Origin of the sequence: Streptomyces sp. NPDC053750 (assembly GCF_044544295.1) — a bacterium.
Lineage (GTDB): Bacteria > Actinomycetota > Actinomycetes > Streptomycetales > Streptomycetaceae > Streptomyces.
The window spans coordinates 23,729-48,515 of the sequence record NZ_JBITXB010000021.1 but is presented as its reverse complement, the minus strand read 5'-3'; the positions used below and the strand labels follow the sequence as shown (position 1 = coordinate 48,515).

Genomic DNA, 24,787 nt, shown 5'->3' with positions numbered 1-24,787 from the left:
AACGCAGGACCTCGCGTTCGAGATCCTCGTCGAGGACGAGTACGAGGCCGCGCAGCACTGTCTGATCCCCACCTGCGCCTGAGCGCACGACCGCCGCCCGGGCCTCCACCCGGGCGGCGGACCACTCACCGCCGAGGAGGCCGAACCGATGCGGGTACGCGTCTCGCGCCTGTTGATCTTCACGTGCAGGAACGGGCAGCTCGTCTGCGACGATCCGGTCGACCACCGCCAGTTCGCCCTGCGACCCGCGGTGTGGGCCCTTCTGCCGCACTACACGGCGTGGCAGGAGCCCCGCGAGGCCGACACCGCCGTGGTCAAGCAGCTTCTGGAGGCCGGCCTGCTGATCGAGGAGGGCTCGCCCGAACACCGGCGCGAGGAGACCCTCGGCCCCTGGCACACCTGGGGCACCGCCGCCACCTACTTTCACCTGGCCAGCCGCACCCACGACGACGAGCGCTTCGTCTCCGCGGCCGAGGACACCGTCCGGCTCCGCGAGAAGGGCGAACAGGAGCCACAGCCCGAGCCGTTCAAGCGCTACGACACCGAACCGGCCGCGCTCCCGGACCCGGACCCGCTGCCCATGGAACTGGGCCGCGCGCTGCGGCACCGGCGCACCACCCGGCGCTTCGCGGCCGGCCACCCGCTGAGCGCCCGGCGGCTGAGCACCCTGCTCCACTGGACGGGCGGGGTCCAGCACCGCGTGGACCTGCCCGGCTTCGGCGTCTCCCTGCTGAAGACGAGCCCCTCCGGCGGAGCCCGCCACCCCGTCGAGATCTACCCGGTGATCCGCTCGGCCGACGGCATACGCGCGGGCCTGTACCACTACGCCCCGGACATCCACGCCCTCGAACCCCTGCGCGAGGAGCCGCCGACCGACGAGGAGATCCTGCACTGGTGCGGCGACCAGAGCTTCACCGCCCGCGCCCCCGTGCTGTTCCTGTACACGGCGGTCCTGGAGCGCTCGGCGTGGAAGTACCCGATGGGCAGGACCTACCGTGCGCTCTTCGCCGACCTCGGCCACCTCAGCCAGACGGCCTACCTCGCCGGCACGGCACTGGAACTGGGGGTCTTCTTCACCGCCGCGATCCGCGACGAGACCGTGGAACGCGAACTGGACCTGCACTGGAACAGCGAAATCCCCCTCGGCGTCAGCGGCTTCGGCGTCCCCGACCCCCAGGAGGCCGAGCGGCAGACCGCGATGCTCGACGGCGGCCCCGCGAGCTTCTCCTACCCCCGCGACGCCTGGGACGGCCTGGAGTGAACCACACCCCCGACGCGACGGGCACGGCCGCGGCCGCCCGCACGGCCCGCGGCGGAGCGGGAACCCCCGTGACCGACCGCCGGCGCCCCGACGACAGCCCCGTCCAGGTCCTGATCGACCTCGCCCGCGTCGACCGCAACCTGCGCCGGCTGCACACCCGGGCGGCCCGGCACGGCGTCCGGGTCCGCGCCCACGTCAAGGGGCACCGCACCGCCGAACTCGCCCTGCGCCAGTGCGCGGCGGGCGCCGTGGGCATCGCGGTCGCCCAGTTGGCACAGGCCCGCCAGTACGTCGCCGCCGGCATCCGCGACGTGGTGATCGCCCACCCCTGGCCGGAACCCCTCAGGTGGCGCGAGACCGCCGAACTGGCCCGCCACTGCCGGGTGTCCGCGCACGTCGACAGCGAGGCGGCCGTCACGGGGATCGCCGACGCCGCCGACCGGCTCGGTGTCACCGTCGGCGTCCGGGTGCAGCTGGGCACCGGCCTCGACGCCACCGCCACACCCGACGACCGGATCCTCACCGTGGCCCGCGCGGCGGCCGCCCGCCCCTCGCTGCGCCTCGACGGCGTCACCGCCTACCAGGCCCTGCTCACCGCCGCCGACGCCGAGGACCCGGCCGCGGCCGGCCGCGCGACGGCCGCCTACACCGTGCGGACCGCCGCACTGCTGGGGAGGGCGGGCCTGCCCTGCCCGGACGTCGCCGTCGGAGGCACTCCCACCGCCGACGGGGCCCTCACCGAAGCCGGTGTCACCGAGATCTGCTCGGGGGCGTACGCCCTGCACGACGGGGGCATGCTCGCGGTCGGCGCCTGCACTGGGCAGGACGTGGCCGTGACCGTCGTCGCGACGGACCGGGAGGCGGCGGACCGCGTGCTCGACCAGCACCCCTACCCGTGGCAGCGCGCCGCCGACCACCAGCGGCTCGCCAGCACGGCACCGCCGGGCACCCGGATCGTCCCACCGCACATCTGCGCCCTCACCCCGCAGATCCGCACGGTCACGGTGTACGAACACGACGAGGAACGGCACATCGGCATATGGCAGGTACTCAACGCTCAGGACGCGATCCCGGCACCACCGGCGAAAACCGTCCCGCAGCAGGGGAGTTGAGCCCCACCGCCGCCCGGACCGGAGCCCTGGACGTACTGCGCCTGCGCCCGTTCCGGCTCTTCTTCGTCGCCCAGGCCGGCTCGTCGCTCGGCGACTTCCTCGTCGCGCCCGCGCTCGCCTTCGCCGTCCTGGACCTCGGCGGCTCGGCCGCCGACCTCGGGCTGATCCTCGCCGCCCGCGTCGTGCCCCTCACCCTGTTCATGCTCGTCGGGGGAGTGCTCGCCGACCGGCTGCCCCGTCGCAAGGTGATGCTCGGCAGCGACCTCGCCCGGCTCCTCGGCCAGGGCGTCACCGCCGTCCTGGTGCTCGGCGGTGAGGCCTCCCTGTGGCACCTGGTGGTCCTGCAGGCCGTGCACGGCACGGCCGGCGCGCTGTTCACGCCGGCCGTGACCGGGCTCGTGCAGGAGTGCGTTCCGGCATCCCGGCGGCAGGCCGCCAACGCCCTGCGCGGCATGTCCCACTCGGCCGCCATGATCGCGGGACCGCTGCTGGCCACCCTGCTCGTCCTCACCGTCGGCACGGGCTGGGCGATCGCCGCCGACGCCGCGACCTTCGCCGTCAGCGCCTACTGCCTGGCCCGTCTGGACGTGGCCGGCGAGGCCACCGCCCCCGTCGGCCGGAGCGGACGCATGCTCGACGAACTCCGGGACGGCTGGCGCGAGTTCACCTCACGCACGTGGATCTGGTCGGTCATCGTCATGGCCTCCCTGAGCAACATGCTGTACGCCGTCTTCACCGTCCTCGGCCCTGTCCTCAGCGAACGCGAGCTCGGCGGACGCGGCGCCTGGGGCGTGATCCTCACCGCCTTCGGAACCGGAGCCGTCCTCGGCGGCGCCGGCGCCCTGTGGCTGCGCCCGCGCCACACACTGCGCCTCGGCCTCCTGGCCACCGCCCTGTTCGCCGCACCACCCCTGGTCCTGTCCCAGGTTTCCGACGCCGCGTCCGCCGCGGCGGCGGCCTTCGTCGGCGGCGCCGGACTCATGCTGTTCAACCCGCTGTGGGAGACCACCCTCCAGGCGGGCGTCCCCGCTTCCGCGCTGTCCCGGGTCAGCGCCTACGAATGGTTCGGCTCCTACGCCGCCCAGCCCGTCGGGCTGATGCTCGCCGGACCGGTGGCCGCCCAGGCCGGCACGCGCACCACCCTGCTCGCCGCCGGACTGGCCCAACTGGCCGTCAGCCTGGCCCCCCTCGCCCTGCGCGACGTCCGCAGCCACACCGTCGAAAGGTAGGACACCGATGACCCGATCCCAGGGCTCACCTTCCGGAGCCGGCCAGGACCGTCCCTGGATGAACGCCCTCGGCCGCGGCCGGGTGCCCGGCCCCCGGCTGCCCCAGCAGCGGGTCGTGGACGGCACCGGCCCCAGCACCCGCAGCGTCCACGCCGGCACCTACGAGGACCCGGTCACCGGCGCCGTCGGCACCCCGGTGTTCCAGACCAGCACGTTCACCTTCAGCGAGGACACCTACCAGGCCTTCGACCAGGGCCACATCAGGGACGTGCCGATCTACGGACGCTACGGCAGCCCCAACCAGTGGGCCGTGCAGGAGAAGATCGCCGCGCTGGAGAACGCGGAGAGCGCCCTGCTGTTCTCCTCCGGCATGGCCGCCATCACCACGACGCTGCTGGCCCTCACCAACCGGGGCGGGCACATCGTCTCCTCCCGTGACGTCTACGGCGGCACCTTCAACCTGCTGCGCGAGGACATGCACCAGCTCGGCCGCGAGGTCACCTTCACCGACCCGGTCGACATGGCCGCCATCCGCGCCGCCGTACGCGACGACACCCAGGTGCTGTTCTTCGAGACCCTGACCAACCCGCTCCTGAAGGCCGCCCCGCTCTCCGAACTGGGCCGGTTCGCACGGGAGAGGGACATCCTGCTGGTCGTCGACGGCACCTTCCTCCCGCCGGTGTGCCTGCGCGCCCTGGAACACGGGGCGCACCTCGTCCTGCACAGCGCCACCAAGTACCTCAACGGGCACAGCGACGTGACGGCCGGCGCCGTCGCCGGACCCCGCAAGTACGTCGACCGGATCTGGGCCCAGATGCTGAAGTTCGGCGGCTCGCTCGACGCGATGATGTGCTACCTGCTGGAACGCGGACTCAAGACCCTGGCCCTCAGGATGCGCCGGCACAGCGAGAACTCCACCGTCCTCGCCGGGTTCCTCGCCGGACACCCCGCGGTCCGCAGGGTGCACCACCCCTCCCTGCCCGACTACCCCTACCCGTGGTTGCGCGAGATGGCGCCCGACGGCTTCGGCGGCATGGTCTCCTTCGAACTCCACGGCGGCGACGAGGCCGCGCTCAAGCTCCTCGACCGGCTGCGCCTGCCCGTGGTCGCCACCAGCCTCGGCGGAGTGGAGTCCCTGGTCAGCCTGCCCTTCAACACCTCCCACAGCTTCCTGACCACCCGCCAGCGGGCCGAGGTCGGGATCGCCCCCGGGCTGGTGCGGTTCTCGGCCGGAATCGAGGACGCCGAGGACCTCGTCGACGACCTCGACCAGGCCCTCGGCGGCCTGTGACCCGGCCGCAGACACGCGCGACCCGCGAGGGAAAGGACCCAGCAGCATGCGCAACGGACTGAATGTCTCCGGGGTGTCGGAGATGGTGCACGAGATCCGGGAGATCCCCGAGGAAGCCGTCGCACGCTTCGCGGTGGAGTCACCCGCCGGGGCCCAGGCTCCGGGCACCGTCACCTCCCGCACCCTCACCGCCCGCAACGGCACCGTACGGGTGGCCCGCGACTTCCGGCTCGGCCACCGCACCACCCTCCCCGCCGACGACACCGCGAGCCCCCTGCCCACGCCGTACGAGTCGGCGCTCGCCGCCGTCGCCGCCTGCGTCCTGGTGACCTCCGTCAACGGCTACACCGCCCGCGGCGTCACGCTCGGCGCGATGTCCGTCACCGCCCGCGCAGACCTCGCGCTCGACGCGGCCGGCCGGCCCGTCCCCGGCCGTCCACTGGACGACCTCGCCTGGCGGTGCGACGTCGACTGCGAGGCGGACCCCGACACCGCCCGCTCCATCAACCGCCTGGTGACCGCCTTCAGCCCGAACCACCGGGTCGTCCTGGACGAGGCACCGCCCGACACCGCCGTCCTCCTCGGTCCCGGTGGCCGGGCCACCCCCCTCGGCCTCCCCGCGCCCGCCGCGCCGCCACCGCCGGCACCCGCCCGCAGCACCACCGTCGAGGCCACCGTGACCTGGGAGTACGGCTCCGAGGGACGCTATGTCAGCACCGTCGGCGACGCCGGTGCACACGCCCGGTCGGGCCCCTGGGGGGTGGACCAGGCCAAACAGATGCTGGGCATCGACTGGGCCCCGAACTCGCAGGAGATCCTGCTCGCCGCGCTCTGCGCGGAACTGACCGCCCTTCTGCCCGACGGCGCCGTACGACTGCGGGCCGCGGGGCTCCTCGACACCCGCGGCATGCTCAACGTGACCCGCGAGGCGCCCAGCCGCTTCCACGGCCTGACCCTGGAAGCCACCGCCCCTGAGCTGTCCGCGGCCGACCTGTCCCGCGCCCTCGCGGGCTCCGTGCTCCTCGCCACCCTCACCATGCCCCGCGCGGTCGACGTCGAACTGTGGCTCGCCGGACGCCAGGTGGCCGCCGAACGCTCCGTGACCGCCGACGCCGAGGCCGTCCGCGACGAACTGACCCGCAGGGCCCGGCAGCAGGCCGGACAGGACGACGTTCAGGAGGGCCGGTCATGACGACGCGGACCAGCGGACAGGACGGCGCGACGACCGGGCCGGTCTGCTCGTGCGGGCCCGGCGCCACGGTGTGGCTGACCGGTCTGCCCAGCTCCGGCAAGAGCACTCTCGCCCGTGAGCTGGCCGCGCTGCTGCGCGCGCGGGCCCGGCGGGTGGAGGTGCTCGACGGCGACCGGCTCCGCCGGGTCTTCTCGCCCGACCTCGGCTTCAGCCGCGCCGACCGGTACACCAACGTCCAGCGCATCGGCATGATGGCCGAGGTACTCGCCCGCAACGGCGTCCTGGCCCTCGTGCCCGTCATCGCCCCGTACGCGGACAGCCGCGCGGCCGTCCGCGAACGCCACCGTTCCACAGGCACTCCCTACGTGGAGATCCATGTGGCCGCCCCGGTGGACGTGTGCGCGGCACGCGACGTGAAGGGGCTGTACGCCCGCCGGGCAGCGGGCGAGATCAGCGGACTGACCGGCGTCGACGACCCCTACGAGGCGCCCGGCTCACCCGACCTGCGCGTGCGGACCCACGCCCAGTCCGTCCAGGAGTCCGCGGCCGCGGTGCACCGGCTGCTCGCCGAACGGGGGCTGGCATGACGGCGCCGCGCCCGCGGCGGGCGACGCCGCGCCGGTACGCGCTGTCCCACCTGGACTGGCTGGAGTCCGAGGCCGTGCACATCCTGCGCGAGGTGGCGGGCGAGTTCGAGCGGCCCGTGATCCTCTTCTCCGGGGGCAAGGACTCCATGGTCGTGGTGCACCTGGCGCTCAAGGCGTTCGCCCCGGCCCCCGTCCCCATGCCCCTGCTGCACGTGGACACCGGACACAACTTCCCCGAGGTCATCGCGTTCCGGGACCGGGTGGTGGCGCAGCACGGACTGCTCCTGCACGTGGCCCCGGTCCAGGACTGGATCGACCGCGGGCTGCTGCGGGAACGCCCCGACGGCACCCGCAATCCGCTGCAGACCCTCCCGCTGACGGAGACGATCCGCACCGAGCGGTTCGACGCGGTGTTCGGCGGCGCGCGCCGCGACGAGGAGAAGGCGCGGGCGAAGGAGCGGGTGTTCTCGCTGCGCGACGAGTTCTCCCAGTGGGACCCGCGCCGGCAGCGCCCCGAGCTGTGGAACCTGTACAACGGCCGGCACGCCCCCGGCGAGCACGTCCGGGTCTTCCCGCTGTCCAACTGGACCGAGCTGGACGTGTGGCAGTACATCGCCCGCGAGGGCATCGAACTGCCGGAGATCTACTTCTCCCACAGCCGCAAGGTCTTCTCCCGGTCCGGCATGTGGCTGACGGAGGGAGCCTGGGGCGGCCCCACCGCGGACGAACCGGTGACGGTCCGCCAGGTCCGCTACCGCACGGTCGGCGACATGTCCTGCACGGGCGCCGTCGACTCCCGGGCGGGCGACGTCCAGGAGGTCATCGCCGAGATCTCCCGGTCCCGGCTCACCGAACGGGGCGCGACCCGCGCCGACGACAGGCTCTCCGAGGCCGCGATGGAGGATCGCAAGCGCGAGGGGTACTTCTGATGAGCACCGTGCACACACGGCCGGACGTGGACACCCTGCGCTTCGCGACGGCCGGTTCCGTGGACGACGGCAAGTCCACCCTGGTGGGCCGCCTGCTGTACGACTCCAAGTCCGTCCTGGCCGACCAGCTGGAGGCGGTGACCCGGGCCTCGCGCACGGCGGCACCCGATCTGGCGCTGCTGACGGACGGACTGCGAGCGGAACGTGAACAGGGCATCACCATCGACGTCGCCTACCGCTACTTCGCCACGCCCCGGCGCCGGTTCATCCTCGCCGACACGCCCGGCCATGTGCAGTACACCCGCAACATGGTCACCGGCACCTCCACCGCGGACCTCGTCGTCGTCCTGGTCGACGCTCGCAAGGGGGTGGTCGCGCAGACCCGCAGACACCTCGCGATCGCCGCGCTGCTGCGCGTCCCGCACGTGGTGCTGGCAGTGAACAAGATGGACCTCGTCGGCTACGCGGAAGCGGTGTTCGCCCCCCTCGCCGAGGAGTTCACGGCGTACGCGCGGGCGTCGGGCGGGCCCCGGGTCAACGCCGTCCCGATCTCCGCCCTGGAGGGCGACAACATCGTGCGGCGTTCCACCGCCATGGACTGGTACGGCGGCCCCACCGTCCTCGAACACCTGGAGACCGTCCCGGCCGGACACGATCCGGCACAGGCCCAGGGGCGCTTCCCCGTGCAGTACGTGATCCGCCCCCGCACGGCGGCCCACCCCGACTACCGCGGCTACGCGGGCCAGATCGCGGCCGGCGTCCTGCGGGTCGGAGACGCGGTGACCGTCCTCCCGTCCGGCCGCACCTCGACCGTGACCGGGATCGACCTGCTGGGCACACGGGTCGACGAGGCGCGCGCCCCGCAGTCGGTGACCGTCCTGCTCGCGGACGACCTCGACGTGGCGCGCGGCGACCTGATCGTCCCCTCCGCGTCCGCGCCGGCCACCCGTCGGGACGTCCGGGCGACCGTCTGCCACGTCGCCGACACTCCGCTCACCGTCGGCCGGCGGGTCCTCGTCCGGCACACGACGCGGACCGTGTTGGCGAGGGTCGAGGAGATCCCGTCCTGCCTCGCACCGGACGACCTGTCCCAGCGCCCGGATCCCGGACGGCTGCTCGCCAACGACATCGGCAGCGTCCGGCTGCGCACCGCCGAGCCGCTCGCCCTCGACGCCTACGCCGACTCCCGCCGCACCGGTTCCTTCCTCCTGATCGACCCGGCCGACGGCACGACACTCGCCGCCGGCATGGCGCTTGCCGAACCGGCGGCGCCGTGAGCCGGGCGCGGACGGGTGAGCAGCCGCCCCACCGAGGGCCCGGCGTCCGACATCGGATCCGTGCGGGTCTTCGGTACCTCCGGCCGAGGACTCATGGCGGTTGCGGCGTGGGCGGCACGAAGCTCCGCTTGGCTGCGTGGGCGAGATCGGAGAGCGCTTACGGGCGGTTTCGGAGAGCGGTCCGGGTCTCCAACCCTCTGGAATGTTGCTGAGAACTGGCAGCAGGCAGTTGCGTCGGAAGCTGGTGACGTCAAGCAAATGTTGACCGTAGGCTCTCGATGAAAGGCAGGTGCGGTGGACATCACGGTGCGGTGGATCAAGACGTCTTGGACGAAGCAGTCTCGGGGCGGAGAAGCCGCTGCCCGCAGAAACGCGGCGCCGGTCGGCTCTTCGGTGCCTCAGGTGCCCTCCGGGTTCGCCCACTTCGTCCAGATGTCCGAGCGTGACGGCTTCGAGCCGTGTTCGGGCCAGAAGGACCTTCGCGAGATCGGTCTCAACCTGCGGGACGAAGGTGATCGGCTCCGAGTGCTTGCTCGTGTGGAGCCGCTCTTCGGGTTGCCGCCTCGGCCGCGCAGGCCGCCGGCAGTTCGACTGCCGGCGGCCCCGGCCCGGGTCTAGGCCTCCCGCCGCGCGGTGACCAGGCCCGTCTCGTAGGCGGCGATGACCGCTTGGGCCCGGTCACGGACCCGCAGCTTGGCGAAGAGGCCGGTGATGTGGTTCTTCACGGTGGAGGCGCTCACGCCGAGCCGGTCGGCTATCTCCGTGTTGTCCAGACCGCCGGCGATCAGCCGCCACACCTCCCGCTCACGGGGGGTGAGCCCCTCGGCGCCGGGGGGAAGCTGGTGCCGCGACCGGTGGGCAGAGGCCTTGACGTGTGTGGAGATGAGGCGGGTCAGGAGCCGTGGGGCGAGGATCGCCTCGCCTTCGTGGACCACGTGCAGGGCGGCGACGAGGTCCTCGGGCGAGATGTCCTTGGGCAGGAAGCCGCACGCCCCCGCTCTTAGGGCGTCCACGACGTACTCGTCCATGTCGAAGGTGCTCAGGGCCAGGACCCGGCAACCGGGTACTTCGGTGGTCAACCGTTCGGTGGCGGCGATACCGTCCAGGACCGGCATGCGGATGTCCATGATGACCACGTCGGGCCGGTATGCGTGGGCGAGCCGGACCGCCTCGGCACCGTCCCCGGCCTCGGCCACGACCTGGAAACCGGGTTCGGGGGCCAGCATCAGGGCGAGGCCGCGTCGGACGAGGGGCTGGTCGTCGGCGATGAGAACTGTCACGGTCGCGCTCACGTGTACGCCTCCTGGCGGTCGGCGGGCAGGGGAAGGCAGGCGCGGACGGCGAACCCGTCGCCCTCCGGTCCGGCCCGCAGGGTGCCGCCGTGGAGGGCGACGCGCTCCCGCATGCCCACGAGCCCGTGGCCCGTTCCGCGTGCGACGGAGCGGCCGGGACGCGGGCCGTCGTCGGTGATGGCGACCCGCACCTCGCGGCCCGTGCAGGTGAGTCGCACGTCGACGTGCGCGCCGTCGCCCGCGTGCTTGCGGGCGTTGGTGAGAGCTTCCTGGACGATGCGGAAGACGGTGAGCGCGACACCGGGCGGGAGCGAGTGGGGGTCGCCCTCGGTGGTGAGCGCGGTGGGCAGGCCGGCGCGGCGGCTGTCCTCGACGAGGCGGTCGAGGTCGCCGACGCCGGGCTGCGGTGCCGTCGTCCCGCCCTCGTCCCCCTCCTCCTCGCCCTCGTCGCCGGCCCGCAGCACGTCGAGCAGGTGACGCATCTCGCGCAGGGCGGAGCGGCCAGAGCCCTCCAGCGCGACGAGTGCCTCGCGGGCGGCATCCGGGGACCGGTCCAGGTTGGCCCGGGCGCCTCCGGCGAGCAGATGCATCGTGGTCAGGTGGTGGGCGACGACGTCGTGCAGCTCCCGGGCGATACGGCGCCGTTCGTCGGAGGCGGCCCGCTCGGCGAGCAGCCGCTGCTGGGCCTCGGCGTTGCGCTGCCAGCGGCCGACGGCGACGGCGGCGCCGGCCACGAACAGCGCGGACACGGCGTTGGGGGCGAGCTCGATCAGGGACGGCGCGGGCCTGCCGGGGTGGACGAACTGGAGCACCGCGACGCAGCCGGCGACGGCCGCCGCGCCGGCCGCGGCTCTGTGATGACGAACGACGGTGTAGAGGGCGACGATCGTGGCCGCCCCGTAGTGCTGGCCCACGGAACTGAACCAGCTGACCGACAGGTTCGCCGCGAGGACGCACGCGAGAACGGTCACAGGCGCGCGGCGGCGCGCCAGCAGGAACAGCGAGGCGACGGCCGCGACCAGGCACCCGGCCACCGGGACATGGCCCTGGTCCATCTGGCTGGTGACGGTGAAGCCCACGAGATCGATGGCCGCGGCGCCGGCGGCGACGAGTCCGTCGTGCTGGGTCCACAGTCCCGGCCCTCCGATTCGGCTTGCCGTCGCGGCCCTGTCGCGACGCGTCCCGCTCGCGCGGCCCGGCAACCCGGCACGGGGCGCGTCGGCCCCGCCCCGTGCCCGCACGTCGCACCCTTCGTTCACGCTTGGTCCCATCTCCGCCCCCTGTGCGTGCCCACGCTTCCCCGCCGCCGGAGCGGCCCGATGACCTGCGGTTCTTCCGCCGAGTGTCCCATGGCTCCGCTACGCCGGGCCCATGGCCTCCAGGCCCGGAGCAGGCGGGGACCGGGAGCAGGCTCCCAGCGGCGCGACGATCCGGGGCCGTGCTCCCAGAGGGTTTCTCGTTCTTGGCTCCGAGTCCCGGGCCGCGCGCGGCTGATGTGCTGGACGAGTGCCGGGACGACCCGGCAGAGGCGCCGCCTCGGACGTCCACGGTCTCGTGGCACCCGTACTCCCGTACCCTTCCCGGAGGCTTTCCGTGATCCGTTCCCTGACCGGATTCTCGACCCGCAGACCTTGGCGGGTCATCATCGTGTGGGCAGTGGTCGGCATCTTCGTGACGATCATGGGTCAGGCGCTGGTCTTCCGCGTGACGCACACCGACAGCGCCGGCTTCCTGCCACCGCAGTACGACGCGGCCGCGGCGCTGCGGATCGACCGGGAGGAGTTCGGCGCCCAACCGGACGCCAATGCGGTGACGGTCCTGGTGGCGCGGCGCGACGGCAAGCCGCTGCAGGACGCGGACGAGCAGCGCGTACAGGACGTGGCGCGTGACCTGAGCGCCACGCGCTTGCAGATGCCGTGGACGGACGAGCAGATACGGGGGCTCTCCGAGGACTACTCCCAGATTCCCCGCGTGGCACTCATGACGACCGCCCCGGACAAATCGTTCGCGCTGCTCGACGCACGGCTGCGGGGCAACTCCACCGACCCCAGCATGCACTCCCTGTACCGGGTCTTCCACGACCGCGCACAGCAGGAGTTCGGCGAGGCCGGGCTGCGCACGGGGTTCACCGGCGGCCTGGCGGACGTGGTGGACCGCGCCGACGCGGAGGAGACCACGCAGACGGTGGTCGGCCTGCTGGTGGTCGGGCTGATCGTTCTGATCAACGTGCTCGTGTTCCGCAGCGTCCTGGCCGCGTTCGTCCCGCTGTTCGCGGTCACCGTGGTGGGGGGCGCCGCCGTCGGCACGGTCGTGGGCGCTGCCCTCCTGACCGGTTTCGAACTGGACCCGGGCACCCCGAGCATGATCGGCACCGTGCTGATCGGCATCGGCGTCGACTACTTCCTCTTCCTGTTGTTCCGCTTCCGCGAGGAACTGCGACGGCGCCCGCAGGAGCACCACCGCCTGGTGGCAGCGGACGTGGCCGGGCGGGTGGGCACGGCGGTGACCTCGGCGGCGCTGACGATCGTGGCGGCCTTCGCGACGCTCGGTGTGGCGACGTTCGGTCAGTTCCGGGTGCTCGGCCCGTCGGTGGCGGTGTCGGTGCTGGTGATGCTGGTGGCGAGTCTGACCCTGATGCCGGCGCTGCTGGCGGTGACCGGGCCGAAGATGTTCTGGCCGTCGCGGATCCACTCGGAGAAGGCCGCGCGGCCCGGCATGGCGGGCCGTACCGGCGAGTTGGTGGCACGCCGTCCGGTGCTGGTGCTCGTGGCGTCGGTGGCCCTCCTCGGCGCGCTGGCGGTGGGTGTGGCGGGCGTCCGCATGGACTTCGGCACCGGCGGCACCCCGCGCGACACGGCGGCCGCCGCGACGGCGCGGGAAATCGCCGGTGTTCTGCCGCCGGGAGTGTCCGATCCGACGACGGTGTACGTCACCGCCGACGACGGCCGGGTCCTGGACCCCGCAGAGCTGGGCGTCGTGCACCGGGCGCTGTCGGAGGTGACCGGAGTGGGCAAGGTGGCCGCCCCCGTGTTCGACGCCGACCGCACCGCCGCCCGGCTGGACGCCTACTTGACGGTGGACGCCCAGTCGCAGCGCGCGCGGGACCTCGTGGCGGGCCCGGTGCGCCAAGCCGTACGGGAAGCGACGCCCGCCGGACTCACCACGCACGTGGGCGGCACGGCCGCCGTGTTCGCCGATGTGGCGACGGCAGTCGACCGGGACCTGCGGACGGTGTTCCCGGTGGCGGCGGCACTGATCGCACTGATCCTGGTGGTGCTGTTGCGCAGCCTGGCCGCGCCTGTGGTGCTGATGCTCGCGGTCGGACTGTGCTTCGCGGCGACGTTCGGCGCCTCCGCGCTGGTCTTCCAGCACATCGGCGGCGAGGCGGGCGTGACCTTCGTCCTGCCGCTGGTGCTGTTCCTGTTCGTGGTGGCGTTGGGCACCGACTACAACATCCTGATCAGCGACCGTCTGCGTGAGGAGATGGCCCACGGGGGCCCCGTCCGCGCCGCCGTTGCCGGCGCGGTACGGCACACGGCGCCGGCCGTCGCCACAGCCGGTGTGGTCCTCGCAGCCTCCTTCGGCAGCCTCGCGGTGAACGCGGACCCCGGCACCCGTCAGCTGGGCTTCGCCACGGCCCTGGGCATCCTCCTGTCCGCCTTTGTGGTGTCACTCCTGCTGGTCCCGGCGGCCGCGGCACTGCTGGGCCGGGGAATGTGGTGGCCGGTGCGCGTGGCACGAGGCCGGCGGGACGGGATCGGCCGCGACACCTCAGAACCGCGAGGACGCCGGACGGAGGCCCGGACGATGTCCGGACGGTCCTGACAGCGTCCACCTCGCCGGCATGCGTCAGCGCTTGACGCAGCCGCACGGCAGCGCCGGGCATCGGCCCGCAGGACCGCCACGGACTGGAGCAGGCGCGGGGGCGTGCCGGAGTGAGGCGGCGTGCGATCCCCATACATCTGCGGCGCGCGGGTGAACCGCCCCTGGCAGGTTCTACATCGGCGAGACCGTGCCAGGGCTTGCGGGGCTTGATCAGCTCTGTTTTGTGAAGGCCGATCTGGGATTCCATGAGCGCGTTGTCCAGGGCATCGCCGACCGTTCCGATGGAGGCGTCGATGCCGGCGTCCAGGAGGCCGGCTGCTCGAGCAGGGGCTGCACCGGGACAGCCCGCCCGTCCAGGTCCACGGCGGCGACTGCTGGAATGCGGGCAAGCGCACTCGCGGCATCAGCCTGGACCAAGCCCGGCGCGCTCTCACCGAGGGAGCCAAAGCCTGCGGCGCCTGCCGGCCCCACAGCGCCCTCGGCTCCTGGAGAGGGTCGGCGGCGGAGCCGACGTGGGCCAGCTACCGCGCCCAGCTCGCCCACTGGGCCGACGGTCGGGTGCTGCTGCGCGTCTCATCACGGGGTCGGTGTGTCCGGTGCCGAGGACCGGCATGTCGACGGGCGACAGTCGGTCCGGACCCGCAGGTGGGGTGGCCATGGGATGTCGGGTTCGCTCGGCGGGCCGCGCCGACGATGGTCCAAGTCGTGCGTGTTGATCGTCTATGGGACGGCGCCTAAGGTTCCATGTATGGGTCGTGGTCATCGGGGATCTCCTCCGGGGAACTGGACACGGTCGGCGGGTGAGCTCCATGAAGGCCTCTTCCAGCGAGGCGGAGCGGGTACTGAGCTCGTGCAGCGGGAGACCGTGCCGTCGAGCGATCCCACTGATGCGCACCGCGGTCAGGCCTGTCACGGTGAGCTGCTCGCCCTCCACATGCACGGCCGCCCCCGCGGCCGTCAGCAGGTCCCTCAGGGCGGGGGCGGCGTGGTCACGGAGACGCTCTGCCGGTCGCTGCGGGCCGCGAACTCCGCGAGGCTCTCCGCCGCGAGCAGTTCGCCACGGCCGATCACGATCAGCTGGTCGGCGGTGTGCTCCGTCTCCGACATCAGATGGCTGGAGACGAACACGGTACGGCCCTCGGCGGCGAGCCGCCTGAACAACTCACGCACCCACCTCACCCCCTCTGGGTCCAGGCCGTTGAGCGGCTCGTCGAAGAGCAGCACGGGCGGGTCGCCGAGCAGGGCGGACGCGATGCCGAGCCGTTGTTTCATGCCGAGCGAGAATCCGCCGATGCGGCGCCGGGCGACCTCGGTGAAACCGACCTCCCGCAGCACCTCGTCCACCCGGCGCCGAGGGATGCGGTTGCTGCGGGCCAGCGCCGACAGATGCGGCGCCGCGCGCTGCGCCCGCCCTGCACGTCGTGCGCGTCGACCGGTTCCGGCCCAGTTCCGCGGGCCCGGGCTGTGACCACGGGGTGGCATATGGCGCGGTTGCAACAGGTTCGGTGTCTGGGGGAAGGGCCTCTGCCCCCCGGCGCGCCTGGGGGCAGAGGCCTTCGAAGGGCGTTCGGCTCTTGTCAGGCGGTGTCGGCTTCGACGCAGTCGTAGCCGATGATGTGGCCCGGTTCGTCGGTCTGTTCCACGCGCTGGCATACCCAGTCCTGCCCGTAGTAGACGGAGATGACGTGGATGCCCTCTTCCGGGTCGCCGGGCTGCGGGGTACAGCGGTCTCCTTCGATCGTGACGGGCTGGCCGGGGGCCGGTTCCTGTCCGTCGATGGGTCCTACCTGTTCGTCGCAGTCCCAGTCCATGACGGCTGCCGACGCCGGGGGAGCGGTGGCGAGCACGGTTGCGCCGCCCAGCGCCGCCAGCGCGGCGGCGCCGGCGCAGATGCCGGCCAGTCGTGTGGTGAGTGTGCGCATACTGATTTCCTCCCAGGATTCCGCGATGATGATGGTTCTTTCGGCTGTTCTGCCGGTGCGCACCGCGCTGAGTCATCCGTAAAGGAACCTGGAGGACTTGGTCGCTGCCGTGCAGGCCCGGAAAGGCCCTGCCCGCCGTGGCGTCACGGTGGTTCTGGTGTCCGAGCCGGGTGCCGCCACAGGAACCGCGCACCTGTCGGCTCCAGGGGTGATCACTCCACGCGGTGGCGTGTTCACGGTGAGCATTGGCTGGGTGGGCGGGTCTTAAGCGGACCAACCCCCTCCGTATGAAGCGCGACCGGCGGTCGTCCGCGCGCAACAGAACCTCACCAGCACGCCGCCAACGGGCACGCGCCGCACACGCACGCCCGGCTCCAAGCGCCCCGCCCGCGCACGGCGGCACTCCCCGCCGACGCTGTCGCACCCACAGCGCACGACACACACGGCCACGGACGTCGCGGCTGCTCCCGGCTCCCGCCTTCGATGGGGTTTCGATCACGGCGAGGAAGGAGAGGCCGCCGACCCCTCCCGCTATCCCTGTGACAACAGGCCAACGAGACCGCACCCTGGTCGTCGTCTCCGTCGCCCCCGACATCGACGAGGTACTGCCCGGCGACTCCTCCAGCCCCAGCTGCGCCAGTACACCGACGAGGTCGGACGCGTACGCCTCCTGTACTGGGTCACGGCGCTGTGCACCGTGGCCGTCGTCGCGTACATCGAGGTCGGAAGCGTCATGGCACGGCAGAGCCGGGCCATGAGGCCCCCACCCCACTCAGGAACGTCCCCGCCGAGGCAGGCGGAGGTCGGCGACGACCGCCTGTGGGCGCCAACCACCTCAGGAAGGGTGCCGCGAACACGCTGGCCGCGCTGAAGTCGATCCGCACCGCCCGGCCCGACGGTGCGTCATCCTGGACAACCTGTCCGCCCACAAAGGCTCCGACATCCGCAGCTGGGCGAAGAAGAACAAGGTCGAGTTGTGCTTCATCCCGACCTGGGCCTCGTGGGCGAACCCCGTCCAGGCGCACGTCGGACCGCTGAGGCAGGTCACCATCGCCAACTCCCACCACCCCCACCACACCGTCCAGGCCCCGGGCCTGCACGCCTACCTGCGCCGGCGCAACGCCAACGTCCGTGCGCCCGTCGGTTCTTGTGAGCCCTCGCCGTATTGCAGAGGGACACCCGCGCTGTTCTGCCAGCGGCAGAGCGCAGGCCGGACCGGGCTTGACGATCACTACAGTCCAGTCTCATGACGACGATTACGACGCGTACGGTCGAGTACCCGGCCGACGGTTTGACGATGATCGGGCACCTCGCGCTCCCGGCCGGTGTCGACCGCCGGCCCGCGGTGCTGCTCGGACCAGAGGGCATGGGGCTCAGCGACGTCGAGCGCCGCCGGGCCGATGCTCTCGCCGAGCTGGGATATGTGGCCCTGGCCTTCGACCTTCACGGCGGGCGCTATTTGGGTGATCCCGAGGAGATGCTGGCCCGTTGCATGCCACTGCTGGCTGATCCCGACCGGATGCGGGGCATCGGCCATGCGGCGCTCGACGTGTTGCGCACCGAACCGCGGACCGACCCCGACCGGATCGCCGCCGTCGGTTACGGCACCGGGGGCGCCATCGGGCTGGAACTCGGGCGTGATGGCGCCAGCCTGCGCGCGATCGGGACAGTCAACGCACTGACCACGGGCCGACCGGGCGAGGCGGCGCGCATCCGCTGCCCGGTGTGGGCCGGGGTCGGGTCGGAAGACCCGATCATGCCGCCCGCGCAACGGAACGCGTTCACCGCTGAGATGCAGGCCGCGGGCGTCGACTGGCGCCTCGCGGTCTATGGCGGCGCCTTGCACGCCTTCCACCACCCGCCGGTCGACCACCCCACGGTCCCCGGCGTCGGCTACCACCCACGGCACGCGCAGCGCGCGTGGCGCGACGTCGTCGACCTGCTCGCCGAGTGCCTGCCCGTGACGGACGATCTGGGGGCACGACCCAGGTAGAGCGGCCAGGCCGTCCGAGAAGAGGAAGGCGAGGGCGGCGGTGATCGCCGTGTTCCAAGGAGGCCTGGCAACGCCCAACCACCTGTCGCAGATCGTGGGGCCGGCGGTCCTTTCGATCCTGGCGGTGGTCGTCTGCTTGGTGTGTGACCGGCGCACGGCTGAGTCGGCCCAGGTGCGGACCGTTTCCGAGGCTGCGCAGCGGGCGCTGCTCTGGTGCGCCCGTTCATCGCTCTCCCAGGGGAGAAACCTCGGTTCGCACCGCGGCCACCGGCTCCGGGCACGTCAGCCCCGCATCACTTCACGTGGCGGCCGAGGAAGTCCCTGACCAGCGCGGCGATCTCCGGGCCGTGCGTCTCCAGGGCGAAGTGCCCGGCGTCCAGTAGGTGGATCTCGGCGTCCGGCAGGTCCCGGGAGAAGGCTTCGGCGCCCGCAGGGCCGAAGATCTCGTCCCCGCGTCCCCAGGCGGCGAGCAGCGGGGGCCGGTGGGTGCGGAAGTACTCCTGGAAGACCGGGTAGCCGTCCAGGTTGAACTGGTAGTCCCAGAAGAGCTGGAGCTGGATCTCCTTGTTGCCGGGCCGGTCGAGGCCGGCTTGGTCGAGGGTCCAGGTCTCGGGGCCGATCCGGTCGAGCCGGTCGGCGGGGACGCCGTGGGTGTACTGCCAGCGGGTGGCGTCGGCGGTGAGGAGTTCACGGACGGCGGCCTCGTTGGCCTCCCGGTCCTTGGCGTGGGCGAAGAGGACGTCCCAGAACGGGGTGAAGCCCTCCAGGTAGGCGTTGCCGCTCTGGGTGACGATCGCGGTGATCCGCTCGGGCCGGCGGGAGGCGATGCGGAGGCCGATGGGGGCGCCGTAGTCCTGGATGTACAGGGCGAAGCGGTCGATGCCCAGCTGGTCGATGAGGCCCAGGGTGATCTCGGTGAGCTTCTCGAAGCTGTAGGTGAAGCCCTCGACGGAGGGTGCGGCCGAGAAGCCGAAGCCGATGTGGTCGGGTGCGATCAGGTGGTACGCGTCGGCGAGGTCGGCCATCAGTCCGCGGTACATGTGCGAGCTGGACGGGAAGCCGTGCAGCAGGACGAGGGTGGGGTCGGCCGGGTCGCCGGCCTCCCGGTAGAAGACGTCGAGGCCGTCGACGGTGGTGGTGTGGGCGCGCGCGGCGAAGGTGGACATGAGTGCTCCCCGTTCCGTGACCGGTCTGGGAGAACGATCGTTCTCCCCATGCCTTGTAGAGTAGGAGAACGATGGTTCTCTGTGCAAGGGATGAGGGATGTTGGACGCGGAAACCGCGGAACTGAAGGTGCTCGACACCGCACAGCGGCTCTTCGACGCACGCGGGATCCAGGCGGTCGGCATGGACGCCATCCGCAGCGCCTCGGGGGTCTCGCTCAAACGGCTCTACCAGCTCTTCCCCTCCAAGGACCTCCTGGTCGAGGCAGTCCTGCGGCGCCGCGACGAGGCCGTACGGAGCTCCCTCGCCGCGCACGGCGCGCGGACCGCCGACGGGCCGTACGAGCGGGCCCTCGCGGTCTTCGACTGGCTCGCCGCCTGGTTCGCGGAGCCCGAGTTCCGTGGCTGTGCCTTCATCAACGGCTTCGGGGAGCTCGGAGGGGTCTCCCCGGCGGTCGCCGCGATCTCTCGCGACCACAAGGAGGCCCTGCGGGCGTACTTCGCCGAGCAGACCGACGCTCTCGGCGCCCCGCCCGTCCTCGCCGACCAGCTGTCCCTGCTCGCCAACGGCGCCATGGCCGTCGCGGGCATCACCGGCTCCGCCGAACCGGCCGCCCAGGCGAAGGCCGCCGCCCGCGTCCTTCTCGACACCGAGCGCTGACCCGGATGAACGGTGACTGCTTCGCGGAGACGGGTGTGGGCCGGGGACGCTCGGCCGGCAGCCGGGCATGAGGCCACCTGGTACCCGGAGACGGCTTTCACGCCCGGTGCTCATCGGTTTCGACCACGGCGAGGAAGGGGGGAGCCGCCGGCCCTCCCGCTGTCCCGGTGACAACAGGCCGATGACAGAAGGGATATGAGCACGGCCACGATGGCGCGGAATTCGGGGAACACGGCCTCGACAGTCGGCGGCAGGGGCGGCCCTCCGCCGTACCCGGGGGCCCCGGCCCAGGGGTTCAGTCGGCGGTCATGCCCCAGTGATCAGCAGCGCGCGCCCGACCTGCGTGAACATCCCCTTCGGGTGAGCGCGGAACAGCGGCTGGGTGCCGAACAGCACGACCGGGGAGCCCTGCGCGGACGTACCGCTGACGACCGAGGCGCGGTCCGCCGCGTCCAGGGGGCCGCCCGAACCGTTGTCCAGGGGCCGCCAGTGGCCGGAGACCAGCGGATTGCCGCTTCCGTACGACTGGTCGGCGCGTACGCCCGTGCCCAGAGCGGTGAACCACAGGGGGGAGTAGACGAAACTGTGCCCGGGGGCGCCACCGGTGACCGGGCCGCTCGCGTTCACCACCCGCACCACGCCGTTGGCGTCGCCGTGGCCCTCCACCGCCGTGGCGGCGAGAAGCCCCGCGTCGGTGTTGAAGGCCGCGCCGGTCGAGCCGAGGCCGACCACGCCACCGCCGCCCTTCAGGAAGTCGTCGAGTGCGGCGCGCGCCGCCGGGTCGAGAGCCTTGTACGACAGTCCGGTGGACACGTACAGGACATCGGCGGCGGACCAGTCGAAGCCGGCGTTGAGCATGGCCGTCGAGACCGGCACCACGTCGAAGCCCATCTCGCGCAGCGAGAACAGCTCGCCGGGTGTCACCGCCGCGGCGACCCGGGTGCGGTGCAGATCTGCCGTGCCGCGCTGCTCCGTCGCCCGGAAGACGACGCCGTACCGGTCGGCGAGGACCCGTGCCCGCTCGCGTGCCGAGCCGGGCACGATCGCCGTCCCGTCGTCTGTACGGCGCACCCGGACGCCCTGCGCCAGCAGGGAGTTGACCGCCGTCTGCTCGTTCGGGTCGTCGAGCCGCAGCGCCAGGTCCCCGTGCGGCGCGACATGGCCGGTGGGCGCCGCCGCACGGACCGTACGTCCCTCGACACGCAGTCGGCCGTCCTCGACCCGGTTCACCGTCGCGCCCCAGAGCAGTCCGAGGCTCCAGCCCGAGATGTCGTACATCGCGGACACGTCCGCGCTGATGTCCCGGCCGTCGGCCAGGATCGCATTGGCCAGTCCGCGCTTGGGCTGGTGCATGTCGACGACGTACGAGCCGGCCGGATAGGTCCGTCCGTTCAGCCGGAAGCGTTCGTCTGCCCGCACCACCCGCACGTCGTTGGCGGTCAGATCGTCCACCAGCCGGGCCGCGGCCGTCGCGGACCTCTGTCCGCTCCCGGCCGGGATCACATACGCCCGGGGGAACTCGGCGGTGTAGACGTCCTCGGGGCCGATGCCAGGCACACCCGGAACGGTCTCCTCCGATACCGGCCTCTGAGCCTCGCCCGCCGCGCCGCGCCGGAAGATCTCGATCTGGTCGGCAATCACCGTGGCGCGGTGGTCCAGGGCGTAGTCGAGCGTGGCCCGCATCGCGGCGCCCGCGATGGCGGTGTTGATCGTCGACCTGCGCCGCAGCTCGCCGACCGGCTGGGTGTCGTAGTCCCGCCCGTTGACCCGCATCGGGAACTCGACGGTGTGGGCCACGACCGTGCCGTGGAAGGGCATGTACTGCGGGGTGAAGATCGGCGGCCAGTCGTCCCAGCCCTCCTGCTGGTCGCGGAAGGGGATGACGGCGGGCTGCACGCCGTCCTTCTGCGGGGTGTAGCCGAGGCCATTGACGGCGGCCTCCATGCCCAGCGCGTTGGCGTAGGAATTCTTGAGGAAGAGGTCGTACTCGTAGTTCTCACCGTGCGGCGGAGTGGTCGGCTCGATCAGGGTGCCGTTGACGTATCCGTGCAGGTCCAGCATCATCACGGGCTGCTTGTCGATGGCGATCTGCCGGATGGCGCGGGTCTCGGGCTGGCTGGCGGTGATGAAGTCCCGGTTGAGATCGAAACCGTTGGCGTTGGCGCGGGTGCCGGCGATCCTCCCGTCCGGATTGGCCGTGACGTTGAGGTGGATACGGCTCTTCGAGAGGAGCTCGGTGGTACGGGCGTCGTTCGCCGTGGCCAGCCGCTCGATGAGCTTCAGCGCGGCGTCGGTGCCCTCCCACTCGTTGCCGTGGATGTTGTTGTTGATGAACAACGGTGCCTTGTAGGCCGACTTGATTTTTTGATCCTTGGCGGCGGCCGCGGGGGAGTGCTCGATGCGTTCCCGCATCCGCTCCTGGTCACGGGCCTGCGCCGCGGTCTCCGGCGCGGTGACCGTCACCAGATACAGCTCATGCCCTCCCGCCGAACGCCCCGCCACCTCGACGCTGACCCGGTCGCTCAGCTTCTGAAGCTCATTCAGCTTCGGCGCGATGGCGTGATAGGGCGTCAGGCCCAGCTTGACCGACTTGTCCGCCGGGTTCACCGGGGGCGGGACGAGTACCGTGCGGCGCGGATAGCCGGTGTCGTGGCGCAGGGCCGGCGTCGGCGCGCCGAGCGCGCGACCGGCCGCGGCGGCCGGCGCTACGCCAACGGCCGTGTCCAGGCCGCCGCCTGCACGTACGGGAGGCTGTGGCTTCCGGGGAGCGGCGGTCGCCGGCGGTGGTGCGAGCAGCAGCGCGCCGGCCAGAGTTGCGGTGGCGACCAGAACGGGTCTGGGCATTCCCATACGTTTCGTGCCTCCGGTTGATCGGAAGTGAGCGGAAACGCAGGTCTATCGGTTAATTCCGCACGCAACAAGAGGGCCTGCTGTGGCACATGCGCCCAAGGAACTCCGCCAAGATGCCGTCGGCAGAGGCGACGGCCACAAGGCTCGCTGTCCAGCCGCACCAGCCTTTCCCGGGGCCGCTGCGCCTGCGGGTTGCTCGTCGGCAACACGTGGCCATGACCACACGACCGGATCAGGGCAGTGGCCCGGTCGCGACCTCAGTACCTGGTCCGAGCGGACCGTTGCCCCGGCCCTCAGAACCGCCGCCGCTACGTCTGGGACAGCCGCTCCGGCACCGCCACCCTGAGCAAACTCGTGACCGTTTCGTCGACGACCAGTCCTGGGGTCACCACCGCCACGGAGGCCGCCGCCAGTCATACCTGACGGCCGCGCCGTTAGGCGGCGGGGCCGTCGGAATGGGGGGGGGGGGGTGTGGCGTGGCCTCGTTGTCGACGCTGGTGTCCTCGTTGGTGGCGTTGGCCACCGCGCCGACGGCAACGAGACCGGACACGAAGATCCACAAGCCCTTGCGCCGGTAGGCCTTCGTGCTGCGCTCGGTGCCGTGAATGGCGCTGGTCGCCATCAGGACGCGGGGGCCGGTGCCCACTCGCGCGGCCCACAGTTCGCGGCCCTGGGTCGTGTGCCCTGCGACGTCGACCTGCACCCGGCCCTTGCTGGTCTTCTCAATCTGCCTCAGTGATGTGGGGGCGCGGTCGGCCGGTGGTGGTTCCCCTTCCGTACCGCGCCGCCCCTGTTGCCCACGGCTGTTGCCCACGGCACCGATGCCGTGGGCAAGTGGTCCTTGCTCAGTCGGCGGGCAGGTGGACCCGCTGCGGGATGGTGTCGTACACGTTCTCCTCGAGGGCGTCGATCGAGCCGTCCGCAACGGCGTCCACGAGGCCGCCGAGGCCGGTCTCGATCTGCCGGGTGAGCATGCCGTTGCGCTTCATGCCGTCGTACTGGGTCTGGGAGGAGGTCTCGAACAGGACGACGGCGGAGCCGCGCAGTTGGTAGGAACCCAGCGCGGTGCCCGGCAGGTTGGTGTCCTGCGGGTACAGGGTCAGGTCACCGAAGCCGGACTCGCCCCGCCCCTGCAGGGCCTGATAGACGGCCACGTTGGCCCGTTTCGATGCGTTCATGTCGAATTTCGGCCAGTTGCCGAACTCGCCGGGGTTGTCGATGAACTTCGCCGATATCGACAGGGGAGACATGTTCTCCAGGTCGTCGGTGGCGTAGCAGGACCACTGGTTGTGGAGGTCCACGAAGTAGTCGACGGTGCCGAACTCCTCCTCGAGCGCCTTGTAGACGTTCCGGGAGGTCTGTGCCTCGGGGGTGATGTACCAACCGGTGTCCGCGCTGGTGCCGGGGAAGTCCTCCGGGGCGGGGACGTGGTCCAGGTCAGGGTTGAAGTCGCGGTTGACGTCGAAGCCGCCGACGCGCGCGTTGTAGTTCCACGCCGGGGCCACGCCCTGGAGTTGCGGGAAGTCGGCAACGGCCTCGTCCCACGTCATCGCGTTCTGCCGCTGGTCGAGCTCGCCGCCGTCGACGTTCAGGCGGGGGATGACGACCACGGTGACGTTCTCGCGCAGCTCCCGCGCGGCCGGGCTGTCGGAGCCCCACTGCTTCAGCAGTTCGAGGGCGGCCTCGGTGCCGTGCATCTCATTGCCGTGGATCTGCGTCTGCACGAACACGACCTCGTCGCCCTCGCCGACGCGCGCGACGTGGATCTCGCGGCCTTGGTTGGAGTACCCGGCGACGTCCACGTCGATGGTGCCGCCGGTGCTGGTCTCCAACCGCTGCAGCGCAGAGGTCAGTTGTTCGTGGTTCACGAAGCCGTTGCTGCCGGAGCCCGAGGCTTCGGTGCCACAGTGGGAGACGGGTGGGATCGCGGCCGCGCTGGTCGCGGTCGCGGTGACGGCCGCGGTACCGAGTCCCGCGGCCAGAACCGTACTCGCCAGCGCGGCGGTCCACCTGCGTGCAGACAATTCACTACTCCTCAGGTGTCGCTCAGAACTTCCCGGGGGGTGGTGTCGTGCAGTTCCTGCGTCACCCTAGACGCCCCAGAAGCACCTGTGAACAGTGCCGCCCCGAGCGTCAACTGCCTCGAAAGGGAAGCCGCCTCGTGCGTAACACGCCTGTCAGACAGTAGCGTTGACGCACTTTG

18 protein-coding genes and 4 pseudogenes are annotated in these 24,787 nt (G+C 71.9%); 14 read left to right on the top strand and 8 right to left on the bottom strand.

The annotated features are described in order from the left end of the window. The first annotated feature begins 148 nt into the window (after nt 1-148). The 9 genes and pseudogenes from ACIGO6_RS36180 to ACIGO6_RS36140 all read left to right on the top strand — a co-directional run. Entirely contained in the window at nt 149-1,261 is a 1,113-nt protein-coding gene (locus tag ACIGO6_RS36180; protein ID WP_399884032.1) for a SagB family peptide dehydrogenase, read from the top strand. Further along, nucleotides 1,258-2,373 carry an alanine racemase gene (locus tag ACIGO6_RS36175; RefSeq protein ID WP_399884030.1) on the top strand — a complete coding sequence of 372 codons (1,116 nt, stop codon included), beginning with the start codon at nt 1,258-1,260 and terminating at the stop codon, nt 2,371-2,373. The genes ACIGO6_RS36180 and ACIGO6_RS36175 overlap by 4 nt, the downstream gene beginning before the upstream one ends. Then, the gene (locus ACIGO6_RS36170; RefSeq protein WP_399884028.1) at nt 2,370-3,602 is read left to right on the top strand and encodes an MFS transporter; all 1,233 of its coding nucleotides are present in this window, start codon (nt 2,370-2,372) and stop codon (nt 3,600-3,602) included. The genes ACIGO6_RS36175 and ACIGO6_RS36170 overlap by 4 nt, the downstream gene beginning before the upstream one ends. 7 nt (nt 3,603-3,609) lie before the next feature. Then, entirely contained in the window at nt 3,610-4,893 is a 1,284-nt protein-coding gene (locus ACIGO6_RS36165; protein WP_399884026.1) for a trans-sulfuration enzyme family protein, read from the top strand. Nucleotides 4,894-4,939: 46 nt separating this feature from the next. Then, nucleotides 4,940-6,085, top strand: coding sequence for an OsmC family peroxiredoxin (locus tag ACIGO6_RS36160; RefSeq protein ID WP_399884024.1), 1,146 nt, complete (start codon nt 4,940-4,942; stop codon nt 6,083-6,085). Further along, nucleotides 6,082-6,672, top strand: coding sequence for an adenylyl-sulfate kinase (gene cysC / locus ACIGO6_RS36155; protein ID WP_399884022.1), 591 nt, complete (start codon nt 6,082-6,084; stop codon nt 6,670-6,672). Before ACIGO6_RS36160 ends, cysC begins: the two co-directional genes overlap by 4 nt. Then, nucleotides 6,669-7,601: a sulfate adenylyltransferase subunit CysD gene (cysD, locus tag ACIGO6_RS36150; RefSeq protein WP_399884020.1), complete on the top strand. Its 933-nt coding sequence runs from the start codon at nt 6,669-6,671 to the stop codon at nt 7,599-7,601. Before cysC ends, cysD begins: the two co-directional genes overlap by 4 nt. Next, nucleotides 7,601-8,878 (top strand): sulfate adenylyltransferase subunit 1, encoded by a 1,278-nt coding sequence (locus tag ACIGO6_RS36145; RefSeq protein WP_399884018.1) that lies wholly within the window; start codon nt 7,601-7,603, stop codon nt 8,876-8,878. The genes cysD and ACIGO6_RS36145 overlap by 1 nt, the downstream gene beginning before the upstream one ends. Nucleotides 8,879-9,172: 294 nt before the next feature. Then, a pseudogene (locus tag ACIGO6_RS36140) lies at nt 9,173-9,472 on the top strand (hypothetical protein); the annotation flags it as partial. 20 nt (nt 9,473-9,492) lie between these two features. On the opposite strand, the gene ACIGO6_RS36135 reads toward ACIGO6_RS36140, so the two are convergent. Then, nucleotides 9,493-10,170: a response regulator gene (locus ACIGO6_RS36135; RefSeq protein ID WP_399884016.1), complete on the bottom strand. Its 678-nt coding sequence runs from the start codon at nt 10,168-10,170 to the stop codon at nt 9,493-9,495. Further along, nucleotides 10,167-11,429: a sensor histidine kinase gene (locus ACIGO6_RS36130; protein ID WP_399884014.1), complete on the bottom strand. Its 1,263-nt coding sequence runs from the start codon at nt 11,427-11,429 to the stop codon at nt 10,167-10,169. Before ACIGO6_RS36130 ends, ACIGO6_RS36135 begins: the two co-directional genes overlap by 4 nt. A gap of 334 nt (nt 11,430-11,763) precedes the next feature. Between ACIGO6_RS36130 and ACIGO6_RS36125 the strand changes: the two genes are divergently transcribed. Beyond that, a complete protein-coding gene (locus ACIGO6_RS36125) occupies nt 11,764-13,995 on the top strand; it encodes an MMPL family transporter (protein WP_399884012.1) in 2,232 nt (743 codons plus the stop codon). Between the two features lie 169 nt (nt 13,996-14,164). On the opposite strand, the pseudogene ACIGO6_RS36120 reads toward ACIGO6_RS36125, so the two are convergent. Further along, a pseudogene (locus tag ACIGO6_RS36120) lies at nt 14,165-14,305 on the bottom strand (IS3 family transposase); the annotation flags it as partial. Between the two features lie 5 nt (nt 14,306-14,310). Between ACIGO6_RS36120 and ACIGO6_RS36115 the strand changes: the two are divergent. After that, on the top strand, nt 14,311-14,733 hold the full coding sequence (locus ACIGO6_RS36115) for a DUF6233 domain-containing protein (RefSeq protein ID WP_399884090.1): 423 nt from the start codon (nt 14,311-14,313) through the stop codon (nt 14,731-14,733). Between the two features lie 21 nt (nt 14,734-14,754). On the opposite strand, the pseudogene ACIGO6_RS36110 reads toward ACIGO6_RS36115, so the two are convergent. Further along, nucleotides 14,755-15,428, bottom strand: a pseudogene (locus ACIGO6_RS36110) (ATP-binding cassette domain-containing protein); the annotation flags it as partial. A 144-nt stretch (nt 15,429-15,572) separates the two neighbouring features. Then, a complete protein-coding gene (locus ACIGO6_RS36105) occupies nt 15,573-15,917 on the bottom strand; it encodes a hypothetical protein (protein WP_399884010.1) in 345 nt (114 codons plus the stop codon). Nucleotides 15,918-16,719: 802 nt separating this feature from the next. Between ACIGO6_RS36105 and ACIGO6_RS36100 the strand changes: the two are divergent. Together ACIGO6_RS36100 and ACIGO6_RS36095 are read left to right on the top strand one after the other, a co-directional pair. After that, nucleotides 16,720-17,167, top strand: a pseudogene (locus ACIGO6_RS36100) (transposase); the annotation flags it as partial. Next, nucleotides 17,164-17,910 carry a dienelactone hydrolase family protein gene (locus tag ACIGO6_RS36095; RefSeq protein ID WP_399884008.1) on the top strand — a complete coding sequence of 249 codons (747 nt, stop codon included), beginning with the start codon at nt 17,164-17,166 and terminating at the stop codon, nt 17,908-17,910. The pseudogene ACIGO6_RS36100 and the gene ACIGO6_RS36095, both read left to right, overlap by 4 nt. A 293-nt stretch (nt 17,911-18,203) precedes the next feature. Here the strand turns inward: ACIGO6_RS36095 and ACIGO6_RS36090 are convergent, their stop codons facing one another. After that, nucleotides 18,204-19,076, bottom strand: a complete 873-nt coding sequence (locus tag ACIGO6_RS36090; RefSeq protein ID WP_399884006.1) for an alpha/beta fold hydrolase — start codon at nt 19,074-19,076, stop codon at nt 18,204-18,206. 97 nt (nt 19,077-19,173) lie between these two features. Here ACIGO6_RS36090 and ACIGO6_RS36085 point away from each other — a divergent pair, with 97 nt between their 5' ends. Continuing rightward, the gene (locus tag ACIGO6_RS36085; RefSeq protein WP_399884004.1) at nt 19,174-19,734 is read left to right on the top strand and encodes a TetR/AcrR family transcriptional regulator; all 561 of its coding nucleotides are present in this window, start codon (nt 19,174-19,176) and stop codon (nt 19,732-19,734) included. Between the two features lie 306 nt (nt 19,735-20,040). Here ACIGO6_RS36085 and ACIGO6_RS36080 read toward each other — a convergent pair whose 3' ends face one another. Both ACIGO6_RS36080 and ACIGO6_RS36075 read right to left on the bottom strand, forming a co-directional pair. Next, on the bottom strand, nt 20,041-22,584 hold the full coding sequence (locus ACIGO6_RS36080; RefSeq protein WP_399884002.1) for a M14 family zinc carboxypeptidase: 2,544 nt from the start codon (nt 22,582-22,584) through the stop codon (nt 20,041-20,043). 845 nt (nt 22,585-23,429) lie between these two features. Beyond that, entirely contained in the window at nt 23,430-24,608 is a 1,179-nt protein-coding gene (locus ACIGO6_RS36075) for a M14 family zinc carboxypeptidase (protein ID WP_399884000.1), read from the bottom strand. Nucleotides 24,609-24,787: the final 179 nt, after the last annotated feature.